General features: G+C 69.3%; 12 protein-coding genes. 7 read left to right on the top strand and 5 right to left on the bottom strand.

What is annotated here, in order from left to right; all coding sequences use genetic code 11:
• The first annotated feature begins 61 nt into the window (after positions 1-61).
• From ACFVAE_RS12840 to ACFVAE_RS12830, 3 genes are read left to right on the top strand one after another with little or no spacing between them, the layout of a single operon-like run.
• A complete protein-coding gene (locus ACFVAE_RS12840) occupies positions 62-1,489 on the top strand; it encodes a sulfatase (RefSeq protein WP_378892617.1) in 1,428 nt (475 codons plus the stop codon).
• Entirely contained in the window at positions 1,486-2,778 is a 1,293-nt protein-coding gene (locus ACFVAE_RS12835; RefSeq protein WP_378892614.1) for a glycosyl hydrolase, read from the top strand. Before ACFVAE_RS12840 ends, ACFVAE_RS12835 begins: the two co-directional genes overlap by 4 nt.
• Positions 2,778-4,082 carry a sulfatase-like hydrolase/transferase gene (locus ACFVAE_RS12830; RefSeq protein ID WP_378892611.1) on the top strand — a complete coding sequence of 435 codons (1,305 nt, stop codon included), beginning with the start codon at positions 2,778-2,780 and terminating at the stop codon, positions 4,080-4,082. The genes ACFVAE_RS12835 and ACFVAE_RS12830 overlap by 1 nt, the downstream gene beginning before the upstream one ends.
• A 6-nt stretch (positions 4,083-4,088) precedes the next feature.
• On the opposite strand, the gene ACFVAE_RS12825 is transcribed toward ACFVAE_RS12830, so the two are convergent.
• The gene (locus tag ACFVAE_RS12825; protein WP_378892608.1) at positions 4,089-5,120 is read right to left on the bottom strand and encodes a LacI family DNA-binding transcriptional regulator; all 1,032 of its coding nucleotides are present in this window, start codon (positions 5,118-5,120) and stop codon (positions 4,089-4,091) included.
• 83 nt (positions 5,121-5,203) lie between these two features.
• On the opposite strand from ACFVAE_RS12825, the gene ACFVAE_RS12820 reads away from it, so the two are divergent.
• Positions 5,204-8,203 carry an alpha-mannosidase gene (locus ACFVAE_RS12820; RefSeq protein WP_378892605.1) on the top strand — a complete coding sequence of 1,000 codons (3,000 nt, stop codon included), beginning with the start codon at positions 5,204-5,206 and terminating at the stop codon, positions 8,201-8,203.
• 301 nt (positions 8,204-8,504) lie between these two features.
• On the opposite strand, the gene ACFVAE_RS12815 is transcribed toward ACFVAE_RS12820, so the two are convergent.
• Both ACFVAE_RS12815 and ACFVAE_RS12810 read right to left on the bottom strand, forming a co-directional pair.
• Positions 8,505-9,143, bottom strand: a complete 639-nt coding sequence (locus ACFVAE_RS12815; protein WP_378892603.1) for a hypothetical protein — start codon at positions 9,141-9,143, stop codon at positions 8,505-8,507.
• A gap of 129 nt (positions 9,144-9,272) precedes the next feature.
• Positions 9,273-10,412, bottom strand: a complete 1,140-nt coding sequence (locus tag ACFVAE_RS12810; protein WP_378892600.1) for an epoxide hydrolase family protein — start codon at positions 10,410-10,412, stop codon at positions 9,273-9,275.
• Positions 10,413-10,480: 68 nt separating this feature from the next.
• Between ACFVAE_RS12810 and ACFVAE_RS12805 the strand changes: the two genes are divergently transcribed.
• Positions 10,481-11,437 (top strand): helix-turn-helix transcriptional regulator, encoded by a 957-nt coding sequence (locus ACFVAE_RS12805; RefSeq protein ID WP_378892598.1) that lies wholly within the window; start codon positions 10,481-10,483, stop codon positions 11,435-11,437.
• On the opposite strand, the gene ACFVAE_RS12800 is transcribed toward ACFVAE_RS12805, so the two are convergent.
• Complete coding sequence (locus ACFVAE_RS12800) at positions 11,438-12,265, bottom strand: serine hydrolase domain-containing protein (RefSeq protein ID WP_378892596.1); 828 nt, start codon at positions 12,263-12,265, stop codon at positions 11,438-11,440. It lies immediately after the preceding gene.
• Positions 12,266-12,355: 90 nt separating this feature from the next.
• Between ACFVAE_RS12800 and ACFVAE_RS12795 the strand changes: the two genes are divergently transcribed.
• Together ACFVAE_RS12795 and ACFVAE_RS12790 are read left to right on the top strand one after the other, a co-directional pair.
• Positions 12,356-12,952: a carboxymuconolactone decarboxylase family protein gene (locus tag ACFVAE_RS12795; RefSeq protein ID WP_378892594.1), complete on the top strand. Its 597-nt coding sequence runs from the start codon at positions 12,356-12,358 to the stop codon at positions 12,950-12,952.
• Positions 12,949-13,836 carry an RNA polymerase sigma-70 factor gene (locus ACFVAE_RS12790; RefSeq protein ID WP_378892591.1) on the top strand — a complete coding sequence of 296 codons (888 nt, stop codon included), beginning with the start codon at positions 12,949-12,951 and terminating at the stop codon, positions 13,834-13,836. The genes ACFVAE_RS12795 and ACFVAE_RS12790 overlap by 4 nt, the downstream gene beginning before the upstream one ends.
• Positions 13,837-13,842: 6 nt before the next feature.
• On the opposite strand, the gene ACFVAE_RS12785 is transcribed toward ACFVAE_RS12790, so the two are convergent.
• A complete protein-coding gene (locus tag ACFVAE_RS12785) occupies positions 13,843-14,577 on the bottom strand; it encodes a hypothetical protein (protein WP_378892588.1) in 735 nt (244 codons plus the stop codon).
• Positions 14,578-14,628: the final 51 nt, after the last annotated feature.

Below are 14,628 nucleotides of genomic sequence, written 5' to 3'. Positions count from 1 at the left end.
TCCTTTAACTAAAACGATATAGTACGGTAAGTATCGCATACCGTCTACCGAGGGGACAACGATGACCGCACGACGCCGTCCGAACTTCGTGTTCGTGCTCACCGACGACCACGCGTCGAACGCGATCGGGGCCTACGGGTCGGTCGTGAACACCACTCCCGGCATCGACGCCATCGCCGACGCCGGCATGCGGTTCGATCGCGCGCTGGTCGAGAACTCGCTGTGCACGCCCAGCCGCGCCGCCATCCTCACCGGCAGCTACAGCCACACCAGCGGGGTGACCACCCTCGCCACGCACCTGACGAACGACCACGAGACCTTCGCCACCGCGCTGCAGGCAGCCGGCTACCGCACCGCGATGTTCGGCAAGTGGCACCTCGGCCACGGCGAGGGCTACGACCCCGCGGGCTTCGACCACTGGGAGGTGCTGCCCGACCAGGGCGAGTACTTCGACCCCGAGCTGATCACCCCCGAGGGCCGCGTTCGGCACGAGGGCTACGTCACCGACATCCTCACCGAGCACGCCCTGGCGTGGATGGCCGAGCAGGGCGACGAGCCGTACTGCGTGCTGGTCTGGCACAAGGCGCCGCACCGGTCGTGGCAGCACCACCCTCGGCACGCGGACCTCTTCACCGACCCGATCCCGCTGCCGCAGACCTTCCGTGACGACTACGCCGGGCGCGGCACGCCCGCGCACAGCGCCACGATGCGCATCGCCGACCACCTCTACGATGTCGACCTCAAGCAGGATCCGCCCGCCGAGCTCGCCTACGAGGAGCGCGCGGTGTGGAAGTACCAGCGCTACATGCAGGACTACCTGCGCTGCGTCGCGGCGGTCGATGAGAGCGTGCAGGCGCTGACCTCGTTCGTGGCCGAGAGCGGCCACGCCGACGACACCGTGACGATCTACGCCTCCGACCAGGGGTTCTACCTCGGCGAGCACGGCTGGTTCGACAAGCGCTTCATGTACGAGGAGTCGCTGCGGATGCCGCTGGTGCTGAGCTATCCGGCCCGCGTGGCCGCGGGCCGGGCATCCGAGAATCTCGTGTCGAACGTCGACATCGCGCAGACGATCCTCGACTTCGCCGGTGTCGAGGCGCCGAGCGGAATGCAGGGCGCGAGCCTCGCGCCGATGCTCACCGGGGACGACCCCGAGCCGGTGCGGGACGCTCACTACTATCGGTTCTACGAGCACGACGACCACATGCATCACGTCTGGGCGCACTACGGAATCCGCACCGATCGCTACAAGCTCATCTACTTCTACGCCGACGGGATGGACCTGCCGAACACGGGCAACCTGACCTTCCCGCCCGAGTGGGAGCTGTTCGACCTCGAGAACGATCCCCACGAGCTGAACAGCGTCCACCTCGACCCCGCCTACGCGGACATCCGCCGCGAGCTGACTCTGAGACTGTGGGATCTGCAGCTCGAGCTCGGCGACACTCCGCACCCACGCCAGCCCGTTCCGGAAGGACGCACCCGATGACGCTCGACACCCCGCTCCGTTTCGGCGCCAACTACACGCCCGCCACCGAGTGGATGCACTCCTGGATGTCGCTGAACCTCGACGACGTGCGCCGCGACTTCGCCGGCCTCGCGTCGCTGGGCCTCGACCACGTGCGCATCTTCCCGCTCTGGACGGTGCTGCAGCCGAACCGCACCCTGATCCGGGAGCAGGCCGTCGCCGATGTGCGAGCGGTCGTCGACGTGGCTGCGGAGTTCGGTCTGGACGCCAGCGTCGACGTGATCCAGGGGCACCTGTCGAGCTTCGACTTCGTGCCGTCCTGGCTGTTCACCTGGCACGACAAGAACATGTTCACGCATCCCGATGCGCTCAGCGGTCAGGTGGCGCTGGTTGAGCGTCTCGGCGCCGCCCTGGGCGATGCGGACAACTTCCTCGGCTTCACGCTCGGCAATGAGACGAATCAGTTCTCGGCCGAGACGCATCCGCACCAGTGGCCGGTCACTCCTGCCGAGGCGGCGAACTGGATCACCCGGCTGCTCGACGCCGCCGATCGCTCGGCCCCCGGGCAGCAGCACGTGCACAGCGAGTACGACGCCGCCTGGTACATGGACGGGCACGGCTTCACGCCGGCGCACGCCTCGCGCCTGGGCGCCATGACCACCGTGCACTCCTGGATCTTCAATGGCACCGCGCAGCGGTACGGCGGCCGCTCCGTGGCATCCGACCGGCACGCGGAGTACATGATCGAGCTGTCGCGCGCCTTCGCGACCGATCCGAGCCGGCCCGTCTGGCTGCAGGAGGTCGGGGCGCCGTCGAACTGCCTGACGCCCGAGGAGACACCCGGGTTCCTCGAAGCGACCGTGCGGTCCGCCGCACGGACCGAGAACCTGTGGGGCGTCACCTGGTGGTGCTCGCACGACGTCAGCCGCAGCCTGGCCGACTACCCCGAGCTGGAGTACTCCCTCGGCCTGATCTCCAACGACGGTGCGGTCAAGCCGATAGGCGAGCGCTTCGCCTCGATCATCCCCGAGCTGCGCGAGCGGCAGACTGCACCCGCGCGCCCACTCGGCATCGTGATCGACGTGGACGATGACGAGACCCCCGTCAGCCGCGCGGCGATGAGCCCGGGCGGCGCCATCTTCCAGGCCTGGGTCGACGCGTGCAGCGACGGCCTCGACCCCGCCTTCGTCACGTCGAAGGACGCCGCCGATGCCGGCGTGCTGGCCTCCCGCGGGATCACCGAGCTCGTCCGCCCCGACCTCTCGCAGGGCGTCGGCACCTACTCGTCGAACAACACGGTCGTCAGCTGATGTCGCGTCCGAACGTCGTCGTCATCTACGCCGATGACCTGGGGTACGGCGACATCGGATGCTTCGGCTCCGACGACATCCGCACCCCGCACCTCGACCGGCTCGCCGCCCGCGGCATCCGGATGACGGACTGGTACTCGAACTCACCGGTGTGCTCGCCGTCGCGCGCGGCCCTGCTGACCGGCCGGCACCCCGTGCACGCCGGTGTGCAGGAGATCCTCGGCGGCAAGCGCGGCACCCCCGGCCTGCCCGAGCAGCCGACGCTCGCGTCGCGACTGCGCGACGAGGGCTACCGCACCGGAATCTTCGGCAAGTGGCACCTGGGCGTGGGCGAGGGCTACCGCCCGATGGATCGCGGCTTCTCGCGGCACTTCGGGTTCCTCGCCGGCTGCGTGGACTATTACTCGCACATCTTCTACTGGGGTCAGGGCCTGAACCCGGTGCACGACCTCTGGGACGACGAGCGCGAGGTCTACGACAACGGCCGCTACCTCACCGAGGTCATCGCCGAGAAGGCCGTCGACTTCATCGCGTCCTCGGGCGACGAGCCGTTCTTCTGCTACGTGCCGTTCAACGCGCCGCACTACCCGATGCACGCTCCCGCGGAGTACGTCGATCGCTTCCCGGAGCTGCCGGACGACCGCCGCATCATGGCCGCGATGATCTCGGCCATGGACGACGGCGTGGGACGCATCCTCGACGCACTCGACGCCGCGGGCATGGCCGAGAACACGATCGTGTTCTTCTCGTCGGACAACGGCCCGTCCACCGAGAGCCGCAACTGGTTGAACGGCGAGGAGATCGACTACCAGGGCGGCTCCACCGGCGGTCTGCGCGGCAACAAGGGCTCGCTCTTCGAGGGCGGCATCCGGGTGCCCGCGATCATCTCCTGGCCGGCGGGGCTGCCCGCCGGAACGTCCTGGCAGACGCCCGCGGCGATGATGGACCTGCTGCCGACCGTGCTCGAGGCCGCGGGGCTTCCCTCGGCGTCCGGCATCGACGGCCAGAGCGTTCTCGAGGCGCTGCGCGGAGCGGATGCCGCAGAGCGCACCCTGTTCTGGGAGTACGGGCCGCAGCTGGCCGCCCGGCGCGGCAGATTCAAGCTGACGCTCGCCGCGCGCGAGCACCTCGGCGGACCGTTCGACCCGGCATCCGTGTTCCTCGCGGACCTCGACGCCGACCCGGCCGAGACGACCGACGTCTCGGCGCAGCATCCGGAGGTCGCGGCGGGTCTGCGCGCCGAGCTGATGGCCTGGGCCGAGAGCTTCGATTGGGACCCGACGCCCTGGCTGCCCGCCGCCTGACGCGCGTCAGCCGCGCGGGCGGGACGTGCTCTCGCGCACGGTCAGCGTCGGGCGGGGGCCCGGGCGGTCGCCCGGGGCATCCACCGAGTCGAGGCGCTCCAGCAGCAGATCGGCCGACCGCACGCCCAACTCGAACGTGTCACGGGTGAGCGACGTGATCGACGGATGCACCAGGCCCGTGACCACCGAGTCGTCGAAGGATGCCAGCGAGAGATCGCAGGGAACCGCGACGCCCATCTCCTGCGCGACCCGAAGGCCGGCGATGCACATCACGTCGTTGTCGAACACGATCGCGGTGGGCCGCTCCGCCCGGCTGAGCAGTCGGCGAGCGGCTGTGGACGCCTGTGCAGGCGAGAAGTCGGTGGCGATCGTCTCGCCGCTCACTCCTCGGGACTCCAGTCCCGCCAGTACGGCGGCACGGATGCGGGTGTGCTGGAACTCCGCCGGGCCGGACACGTAGACGACCCGCTGATGCCCGAGGCCGGCGATGTAGTCGAACACGGTGTGCGCGGCGTCGTCGTCGTCGAGCCAGATCACCGCGGTGTCATCCTCGTCCTCGGCGGGTCTGCCGCTGCCGATGACGACCGCCGGCAGCCGCAGCTCGCGGAGCGCGTCGAGACGGGGGTCGTCGTCGCGGGGGTCGAGCACGATCACGCCGTCGACCTGGTTCGCGCTGCTCCAGCGACGGTAGGTGGCGATCTCCTCGTCCATGGTCGGCACGACGACGATCTGCAGGCCGATCCTCCGGGTCGCGAGGGACGACTGCACGCCCGCGATCAGCTCGGTGAAGAACGCCTCGGTTCCCAGTGTGCGAGCGGGGCGGTTCACGGCGAGGCCGATGACGCCGGCCTTCGCGCCGACCAGGGCACGAGCGGTGGAGCTCGGCTGCCAGCTGTGCTGTTCGGCGATGGCGAGGATGCGCTGCCGGGTCTGCTCACTGACACCGGGGCGCCCGTTCAGCGCGAAAGACACCGCGCCCGGCGAGACTCCTGCCTCGCGCGCGATGTCCGAGATGGTGACACGCTTGGACCGTGACATAGACTCACCGTACTAGATCGTTTTAGTTACTCGTCCCCAGCGGCGAGCACACCCACATTCTGGCATCCGAAGGACAGACACCGATGCATGAAGACACCTCCCTCACCGTCGGCCGGGTCAAGCGCGTCCTGACAGAGCGCGTCGTCCCCGCCATCCACTCGAAGCGCGTGCCGCTCGAGATCGCCGCGCACCAGCTGCCGGGTGAGCCGATCGCCCCGGCGGACGGCCTCGCCCTCGACTTCGAGCCCTTCAGCGCCGGAAGCATGTGGGGCCCGGCCTGGGGCACCACCTGGTTCCGCGTCCGCGGCGAGGTGCCTGCGGAGTGGGCCGGCAAGAAGGTCGAGGCGCTCGTCGACCTCGGCTTCGACGTGAACATGACCGGCTTCCAGTGCGAGGCACTCGCCTACCGGGCGTCCGATTCCGGCCCCGTGCCGATCAAGAGCCTGAACCCGCGCAACCAGTGGCTGCCGATCGACGCCGAGGCCGGCCAGGCCGTCGAGTTCTACCTCGAGGGCGCGTCCAACCCTGTGCTGCTCGACTACCACCCCTTCCTGCCGACGCAGGAGGGCGACATCCAGACCTCGTCGCCCGAGCCGCTCTACCGCGTGCGGCACATGGACCTCGCCGTGTTCGAGTCCGAGGTGTTCGAGCTGTCCCTCGACCTCGATGTGCTCCTCGAGCTGCAGGCCGAGCTGCCCGAGACCAGCCCCCGCCGCATGCGCATCCTGCAGGCCCTCGACGACGCGCTCGACGTGCTCGACCTGCAGCGCATCATCGAGACCGCGCCGGATGCCCGTGCGCAGCTCGCCGAGGTGCTCGCGGCACCCGCCGAGGCCAGCGCCCACCGGATCGCGGCCATCGGCCACGCGCACATCGACTCCGCCTGGCTGTGGCCGGTGCGCGAGACCGTGCGCAAGGTCGCCCGCACCACCTCGTCGATGACGACCCTCATCGAGGAGCAGCCGCAGTTCAAGTACGGCATGTCCAGCGCGCAGCAGTACGCCTGGATGAAGGAGCACCGCCCCGAGGTCTACGCGCGCATCAAGGCCGCCGTCGCCGAGGGCAGCTTCCTGCCGCTGGGCGGCATGTGGGTCGAGTCCGACACCGTCATGCCCACCGGTGAGTCGCTGGTGCGCCAGTTCTCGCACGGGCAGCGATTCTTCGAGCGCGAGTTCGGCATCCGCTCGAAGGGCGTCTGGCTGCCGGACAGCTTCGGCTACTCCCCCGCACTGCCGCAGCTGATGCGCCGTGCCGGCTTCGAGTGGTTCTTCACGCAGAAGATCTCCTGGAACCAGCGCAACGTCTTCCCGCACCACAGCTTCCTGTGGGAGGGCATCGACGGCTCGCGCATGTTCACGCACTTCCCGCCGATGGACACCTACAACTCGCAGCTGAGCGGTGTGGAGGTCGCCAAGGCGTCGCGTCAGTTCAAGGAGAACCGCGTCGCGACCCGGTCGATCGCCCCTGTCGGCTGGGGCGACGGCGGCGGCGGCACCACCCGTGAGATGACCGGCAAGGCGTCGCGCCTGGCCGATCTCGAGGGTTCCGCGAAGGTGGAGTGGAAGCATCCCGACGAGTTCTTCGACGAGGCGAAGGCCGAGCTGACCGACCCCGCCGTCTGGGTCGGAGAGCTGTACCTCGAGCTGCACCGCGGCACGCTCACCAGTCAGCACGCCACCAAGGCGCTGCACCGCTGGGCCGAGCAGGCGCTGATCGAGGCCGAGCTGTGGGCCGCGACGGCCAGCGTCCGCAAGGGCGCCGAGTACCCGCACGAGGAGTTCGACCGGCTCTGGCAGATCGTGCTGCTGCACGAGTTCCACGACATCCTGCCCGGGACATCGATCGCCTGGGTGCACCGCGAGGCCGTCGAGGTGCTCACGAAGGTCGTGGCGGATGCCGAGGAGCTGTCCACCGCTGCGCGCACGGCGCTCGCCGGCGAGGGCGACCGGATACTGCGGTTCACGCCGACCTCGGTCGGCGAGGGGCGTGCTCTCGGCGCCGCCGAGGCCGCCGCCGAGGGCGAGACGGCGACGCTCACCGAGCGTCCCGACGGATTCTTGCTCGAGAACGACCTGGTCGCCGTCACCGTCTCGGCCGAGGGTCTGATCACCTCCGCGATCGACAAGGCGACCGGTCGCGAGACGATCCCCGCCGGCAAGCCCGCGAACCTGTTCCAGCTGCACCAGGACTTCCCCAACATGTGGGATGCGTGGGACATCGACCGCTACTACAAGAACCGCGTCGACGACCTGACTCAGGTCACCGACATCTCGGCGTCCGTCATCGACGGTGCCGCCACCGTGCTCGTGAAGCGCGAGTTCTCCGAGTCGCGGATCACGCAGACCATCGTCCTGCGCCCCGGTTCGCGCACCGTGATGCTGCAGAACGACGTCGACTGGCACGAGACCGAGAAGCTGCTCAAGCTGGCCTTCCCGCTGGACATCTTCGCCCGCGAGACGCTGGCCGAGACCCAGTTCGGCTTCCAGCGCCGCGTCACCCACGTGAACACGAGCTGGGAGGCCGCGAAGTTCGAGACCTCGATGCACCGTTTCGTGCTCGCACAGGAGGACGACGGCTTCGGCGCCGCTCTGGTGAACGACTCGATCTACGGCTACGACACCTCGCGCGAGGTCGACGGTGACGACGTCACCACGACGGTCCGTCTGTCGCTGCTGCGCGCGCCGCGCTTCCCCGACCCCGACACCGATCACGGCCACCACGAGATCGAGGTCGGATTCGTGATCGGAGCGGATGCTGCGGCCGCGACCACCGAGGGCATCGCGCTGAACGCGCCGTCGACGCTCGTCCGCGGTGCCGATGAGGTCGCGCCGCTGGTCGGCGTCACCGGTGAGGGGATCATCGTGTCGAGCGTGAAGCTCGCCGACGACCGCTCCGGTGACGTGATCGTGCGCGTGTACGAGGCGCTCGGCCGCCGGGCATCCGGCGAGCTGACGGTGGACTTCCCGCACTCCGGCATCCGTGAGGTGTCGCTGATCGAGGACGACCTGGACGACGCACGCACCGGCGGTGCGCTGTCGCTGCGCCCGTTCGAGGTGCGCACCCTGCGGGTCACGCGCGCCTGAGCCAGGCTCTTAAGAGGGGCGAAGGAACTTCGGTTCTTTCGCCCCTCTTCGCATGAAAGAGCACACGATACGCCCTGAGACTGGAATCAAGCCACCCATCCAAGCCCAGGGAGATCCTCATGGACCGCGACGACAGCACCGAACTCTTCGACATCGACGCCCACCAGCACTTCGGCCGTCCGTACTGGTTCGACAAGCACCCCTCGCAGGCCGAGGGCGAAGACTTCTGATCGGCGCCCTCTCGCAGCATCCGCGCCCCTCCTGACCGACGAAGGTCACGAGGGGCGCCGGCGTTCCAGCGTCAGTAGACGATGACGGATGCCGGGTCGCGCCGCGTCGAGAGCACGATCGCGAGCACGCCGAGGAAGGCCGTCGGGAGGACTGCGATCAACGAATAGAACGGGCCGATCATCATCAGGAGCGCCGTGAGATCCGCCGCCACGAGGAGCCTCTGCAGCACTTGGCCAACCACCACGGCGACGAGCGCCCACAACGGTGCCCAGTTCCACGGGCGCGGAACGACGCGAACGCGACCGATCTGAGTCACGACGATGATCGCCAAGATCAGGCTGACCACCTGGCCGGATGTTGCCAGCATCTGCATTGTGGCGTAATAGTCGTCGGCCACGACGCCGTCGACGATCCCAGGGTCGGCGATCAGGTGCATCACCCACGGCCACGCCAGGTTCCAGATCGCGAACCCGATCAGCGTGCCGGTGCCCAGCGGGCGCCGTGCGGTCACGCTGCCGCCCCGTCCGAGGCCGATCGCGAAGATCACCAGTGCGGCCGCGAACAGCGGCCCGGACAGGACCCCCGGCCAAGCTCCCGGCATGCCGGCGATCATGTCGAGCAGCACGGGTGCCAGCAGCAGAATCCCACCGATCATCCACGTGCGTCGGCGCTGCACGGCAGCCGCCCCGCTAGAGTCCACGTCGACCATGTCCACACCCTAGCCGCGCGCGCCGCCTTGCGGCATCCATCGTCACGGATGCAGGGAGAACAGGCGGATGGCGGGAGACGCGCCGCGCGTCTCCCGCCATCCGTGGGTTCGTCCGTGCGGACCGCGTGCTCAGTCGTGCTGCCCGGCGAAGAACGCGCGGATGTCGCCGGCGAGAAGCTCCGGGCGCTCCAGAGCCGCGAAGTGCCCGCCCTCGTCGAAGCGGCTCCAGTGCACGATGTTGTCGTTGTCGCGCTCCGCGAAGACGCGGATGGTCTGGAAGTCGTCCTTGAACACGGCGACGCCGGTACGCGCGTGGTTCACCTGCGGCTCGGCCTGGGCCTGCGCGTTGTCGTAGTAGCTGCGGCTCATGCCCGCCGCGGCGTTCGCGAACCAGTTCACGCTGGCCTCGAGCAGCAGCTTCTCCATCGGAACGAGCGCCGTGCCGTTGCCGAAGGACTCGAACAGCTCGCTGTAGGCGAGCAGTCCGATCGGCGAGTCGCTCAGACCCACCGCGACGGTCTGCGGACGGGAGGCGTTCATCGTGTTGTAGCCGCCCACCGACTGGAACCACTGCATGTGCTCGAGTCCTGCGTAGTCGGCGGGCTCGAGCTTCTCGAACTCGGCGGGGTCGCCGGAGGGGAACGAGAACAGCTGTAGCACGTGCAGACCGAGGAAGCCCTCGGGGTTCAGCAGGCCGAGTTCGCGGGCGACCATCGCGCCGTTGTCCGAGCCGTGCACGCCGTAGCTGTCGTACCCGAGACCGCGCATCAGGGCGTCATAGGCACGAGCCACACGGGCGGTGGTCCAGCCGGCTTCCGTCACCGGCTGCGAGAAGCCGTAGCCCGGAGCATCCGGGACGACGACGTCGAACGCGTCCTCGGCGCGACCGCCGTGGGCGACCGGGTCGACCAGCAGGTCGATCAGGTCGAGGTAGTCGACCGACGATCCGGGATACGTGTGCGCGAGCAGCAGCGGGGTGGCGCCTTCGTGGCGCGAGCGGACGTGGATGAAGTGGATGCTCTGCCCGTCGACCTCGGCGGTGAAGTGCGAGTGGGCGTTGATGCGCTCCTCGGCGGCACGCCAGTCGAATGCCCGCCAGGCGGCGAGCGCCTCGCGCAGGTAGTCGTTCGGGGTGCCAGTGGTCCAGTCATCGGCGGGAGCCGGCTGCGGCAGACGGGTGCGGGCCAGGCGGTCCTGCAGGTCGGCGACCTCGTCGTCGGTGACGGAGACGGTGAAGGGGCGGATGTCGAGAGCGGCTGCGTTGTTCATGTCTTCGACGATATGAGCCCATTAGGCTGATTACGTTCCTAATGGTTGAACTTCTTTCGGATGCCCCCATGACCAGTCCCTCCGCCCGTCTGCTCGCCCTGCTCTCGCTGCTGCAGACCGGCTCCGCGCGCACCGGAGCGGAGCTCGCCGAACGGCTGGGCGTGAGCGGCCGCACGGTGCGCGCCGACATCGACCGGCTCCGTGACCTCGGCTACCCGGTGGATGCCGCGCGCGGCGCGATCGGCGGCTACCGCCTCGGCGCGGGCGGGTCGCTGCCGCCGCTCCTGCTCGACGACGAGGAGGCCGTCGCCGTCACCGTCGGGCTGCAGGCCGCCGCGGGGATCACCGGGATCGAGGACGTGCGGGCGCGGGCGCTGGCCAAGATCGAGCAGGTGCTTCCCGCGCATCTGCGCCCGATCGTGGACGCGCTGGGATCGACGATCGACCGAGGCCAGGAGAACGTCGGCACGGATGCCCCGGATCCTGAGGTCGACCCCGCGGTGCTGCGCGCCGTGGCCGCCGCCATCCGCGAGGCGGAGTGGTTGCGCTTCGACTACGAGGACTCCCCCCTGCTCGTCGAGCCGTACCGACTGCTGAGCTGGCAGCGCCGTTGGTACCTCGTCGCCCGCGACCCGCAGCAGGGTTCGTGGAGCACGTACCGGGTGGACTGGATGTCGCTGCGAATGCCGACCCGCCGCCCGTTCACCCCGCAGCCTCTCGAGGGCGGGGACTACACCGCATTCGCGATGCGCACGATCGCCGCGAGCGGCTGGAAGGTGCACGCCCGCCTGCGCATCGACGCCTCGGCGCAGAGCGTGCTCGACCGGATCAATCCGACCGTCGGCGTCGTCGAGCCGATCGACGCGGAGCACTGCGTGCTGGTCACCGGCGCCGACAGCCTCGACACGGTCGCCGCCTACATCGGGATGCTGATGATGGACTTCACCGTCGAGAGCCCGCCCGAGCTGATCCCCCGCCTGCAGCTGCTGTCGGAGAGGTACGCCCGCGCGGTGGCAGGGTCCTGATCAGGCCCGCCCGTACCGCGCGACGATCTCCTCGGTGAGCGGCGGCCAGATCCGCTTGTGCTCGTCGCTGAACGGCACGCCGGACAGGAACGCGGCTGCCAGATCGCGCGTCCTGTCGATGAACAGGAAGCTGCCCAGCGCCCCGAAGTGCCCTGCCGTCTCGGGTGGGAACGAGTCAGCCAGCCAGTGCGGGGTCTTGACACCCTTGAGCTCGAACCCGAGCCCCCACTGGCAGTCGGCGAAGCCGCCGTACCCGGGTACGACGCCGCGCAGCCCCGGATGCGACACCATGAGCGCCAGGTCGCGCAGCTCTGCGGGGATCAGCGTCGGCCGCAGCACCTCGCGCCCGAAGATCAGCAGATCGTGGATCGAGGAGCGTGCGCCGGCCGACGGCCGGCCCGTGACATCCGTCTCGTCCATGCCGAGCGGCAGGATCACCTCGCGCAGCATCCAGTCCGAGAACGGAATGCCCGCGGCATCCGCGACGTGTGCGCCGAGCGCGTCGATGCCGGCGTTCGAGTAGATGCGCCGCTCACCGGGCGCGCGCTGCGGCACATCGCCCTCCATCGGCAGGCCGCTGGTGTGGTCGAGCAGGTTCAGCACGGTCGCGCCTTCGGGACCGGCGTGCTCGTCGAGATCGATCAGTCCGCGCTCGATCGCGACGAACGCGCCCCAGGCACTGAGCAGTTTCGACACGGATGCCAGCGGCATGACCCGATGCGGATCGCCCTGCACGGCCAGGGTCTCGGTCGCGTTCGTGACCCCGATCAGAGCCGGATGCGGGAAGCCGTCGGTCGCGGCGAAAGTCGTCGTCTCCACGTGCTCCATCGTCCCATGCGGCGCGGGATGTCACTTTCCGGCCCCGGCCGGTGTCTCCATGTCGAAGGCACGAGAACCGTGCCGCGAAGGAGCAGGATCATGACGAACCAGACCCGCGTCCCCGCCGTCGAGGTCACCGGACTGTACGGCGGCCTGGTGAAGACCATCGCCCGCCGCAAGCTCGGCCTCGTGCCCGACTCGCTCGGGGTGCTGTGGCAGCACCGGCCAGTGATGATGGACATGATGAAGTTCGGCGGTCGTACCGAGAAGTGGGACGAGCTCGACGACAGCCTCTCGGTCCTGGCGACCATGGCCGCCGCTGCGACCGTGGGCTGCAGCTTCTGCCTCGACCTGCACTACTTCATGGCGCACGACAAGGGCCTCGACGAGGAGAAGGCGCGCGAGGTGCCGATCTGGCGCGAGTCGACACGGTTCACGCCGCTCGAGCGCCTCGTGATGGAGTACTCCGAGGCGATGAGCCAGACTCCGCCGGCGGTCACCGACGAGCTCTCCGACGCGCTGCGCGCCGAGATCGGCACGCCCGCGCTCATCGAGCTCGCCGCGAAGGTCGGGTACCTGAACGCGACTGCGCGCTCGAACATCGCGCTCGGCATCCACGCCGACGGCTTCGCGGATGCCTGTGGGCTGGCGCCTCTGGCGACGGCGGACTCGACCGGCGTAGCGTCGCGACCATGAGCAGCGCCGCACCCGAGGATCCGTTCACGACGCACCGCGGTCTGCTGTTCACCGTCGCGTACGAGATCCTCGGCTCGGCGGCGGATGCCGAGGACGTGTTGCAGGAGTCGTGGCTGCGCTGGGCCGCGGCCGACCGCACCGATGTGCGCGATCCGCGCGCGTACCTGGTGCGCATCGTTACCCGTCAGTCGCTGAACCAGCTGCGCACGGTGTCGCGTCGCCGCGAGGAGTATGTCGGTCCCTGGCTTCCGGAGCCGCTGCTGACGACGCCGGATGTCGCGGACGACGTGGTGCTCGCCGAGAACGTGTCCGTCGCGATGCTGACCGTGCTCGAGACCCTCGGCCCGACCGAGCGCGCGGTGTTCGTGCTGCGCGAGGTGTTCGACGTGCCCTTCGACGAGATCGCGGATGCGGTCGGGAAGACGCCCGCCGCGGTGCGCCAGATCTCGCACCGCGCGCACGAGCACGTCGCCGCACGGCGGCCTCGGATCGACGTCGCCGCTTCGGAGCACGATCTCGCCGTGCGGCGCTTCATCGAGGTGATGAACACCGGCGACGTGCAGGCGCTGATGGACGTGCTGGCACCGGATGTCGTGTCGGTGACCGACAGCGGCGGGCTCGTGCGGGGGGCGGCACGGCGGCCGCTGCACGGCGCGGACCGGGTGGTCGCGTTCCTCGCGGGTTCGATCGCGAAGCTCGATGAGGCCTACGACGTCATCCCGATCCAGATCAACGGGACGCTCGCCGCCGGCATCCGGGTGGGCGGGCAGCTGCAGGCGGCGGTGAGCTTCGCCGTCGAGGACGGCCGCATCGCCCAGGTCTTCTCGGTCGCGAACCCGCAGAAGCTGGCCGCGCTGGATGCGGAGACCCGGCTCGCGCGCTGAGCGGAGTCAGACGCGCTGCGCCCGCTCGGCCCGACGCTCGCGCCACATCGGTATGCCGAAGGTCAGCAGCAGCGCGAGGACGATCCCGCGCACGATCCAGAGCCCGGGCATCCAGGTGATCACGTACGCTCCGGGCAGCCCGAAGAACGCGGCGATGATGTTGCCGTAGGCGAAACGGCCGACACCCTCGGCAGCCACCGACCTCCCGCCGATTAACACCAGTGCCCCCACGGCGAGCCAAGCCAGCGGCCCGATCAGCGCGCTCGGTCCCGCCTGCCGCAGAATGATCGACTTCACAGTGACCACCAGCGCGACGATCGGCCCCAGCCAGAAGGCTGCTACCAGGATGCCGGACAGCATGGCCGCCCCGACGAAGACCGGCAGCCACAGCAGCATCCACGGCGACTCAGCGCCGATGAAGTAGTCCGGGTGGCGGAGCACATTCACGAGAAGAGCTCCGAGCACACCCACCGGCATGACGCACAGCGGCCACCACAGCCACCGGCGGTCGCCGCTGAACGCCGACTTCGCTCTCGCACCGGTCATCAGGACGAGGCACAGCACCGCCACGCACAGCGACGGCACGCCGAACATCATCAGGATGACGGATGCTCCGTCGGCATCGCTCGGTTCGACGAGGACCAGCAGCCAGGCCGCGACCACCGACAGCACCGAGGTGAGTACGGCGGGGCGCAGCATCCTCGGTTGCCCGGAGTGCGCCTCGTCGATCGTTCGCGTCACCCGATAACCCTAGTGCGACGAGGCCCCGTCGCCGAGAACAGGACGACGCCC

The sequence above is a fragment of the Microbacterium sp. NPDC057659 genome (assembly GCF_042799915.1).
Taxonomy (GTDB): domain Bacteria; phylum Actinomycetota; class Actinomycetes; order Actinomycetales; family Microbacteriaceae; genus Microbacterium.
Note: the sequence above shows the minus strand (reverse complement) of the source record. Positions and strands in the feature narration are given on the sequence as shown.

Bases quoted from the DNA above. Each gene is read 5' to 3' on its own strand.
- ACFVAE_RS12840 (WP_378892617.1), top strand. From the start codon at position 62: ATGACCGCACGACGCCGTCCGAACTTCGTGTTCGTGCTCACCGACGAC.
- ACFVAE_RS12835 (WP_378892614.1), top strand. From the start codon at position 1,486: ATGACGCTCGACACCCCGCTCCGTTTCGGCGCCAACTACACGCCCGCC.
- ACFVAE_RS12830 (WP_378892611.1), top strand. From the start codon at position 2,778: ATGTCGCGTCCGAACGTCGTCGTCATCTACGCCGATGACCTGGGGTAC.
- ACFVAE_RS12825 (WP_378892608.1), bottom strand. From the start codon at position 5,120: ATGTCACGGTCCAAGCGTGTCACCATCTCGGACATCGCGCGCGAGGCA.
- ACFVAE_RS12820 (WP_378892605.1), top strand. From the start codon at position 5,204: ATGCATGAAGACACCTCCCTCACCGTCGGCCGGGTCAAGCGCGTCCTG.
- ACFVAE_RS12815 (WP_378892603.1), bottom strand. From the start codon at position 9,143: ATGGTCGACGTGGACTCTAGCGGGGCGGCTGCCGTGCAGCGCCGACGC.
- ACFVAE_RS12810 (WP_378892600.1), bottom strand. From the start codon at position 10,412: ATGAACAACGCAGCCGCTCTCGACATCCGCCCCTTCACCGTCTCCGTC.
- ACFVAE_RS12805 (WP_378892598.1), top strand. From the start codon at position 10,481: ATGACCAGTCCCTCCGCCCGTCTGCTCGCCCTGCTCTCGCTGCTGCAG.
- ACFVAE_RS12800 (WP_378892596.1), bottom strand. From the start codon at position 12,265: ATGGAGCACGTGGAGACGACGACTTTCGCCGCGACCGACGGCTTCCCG.
- ACFVAE_RS12795 (WP_378892594.1), top strand. From the start codon at position 12,356: ATGACGAACCAGACCCGCGTCCCCGCCGTCGAGGTCACCGGACTGTAC.
- ACFVAE_RS12790 (WP_378892591.1), top strand. From the start codon at position 12,949: ATGAGCAGCGCCGCACCCGAGGATCCGTTCACGACGCACCGCGGTCTG.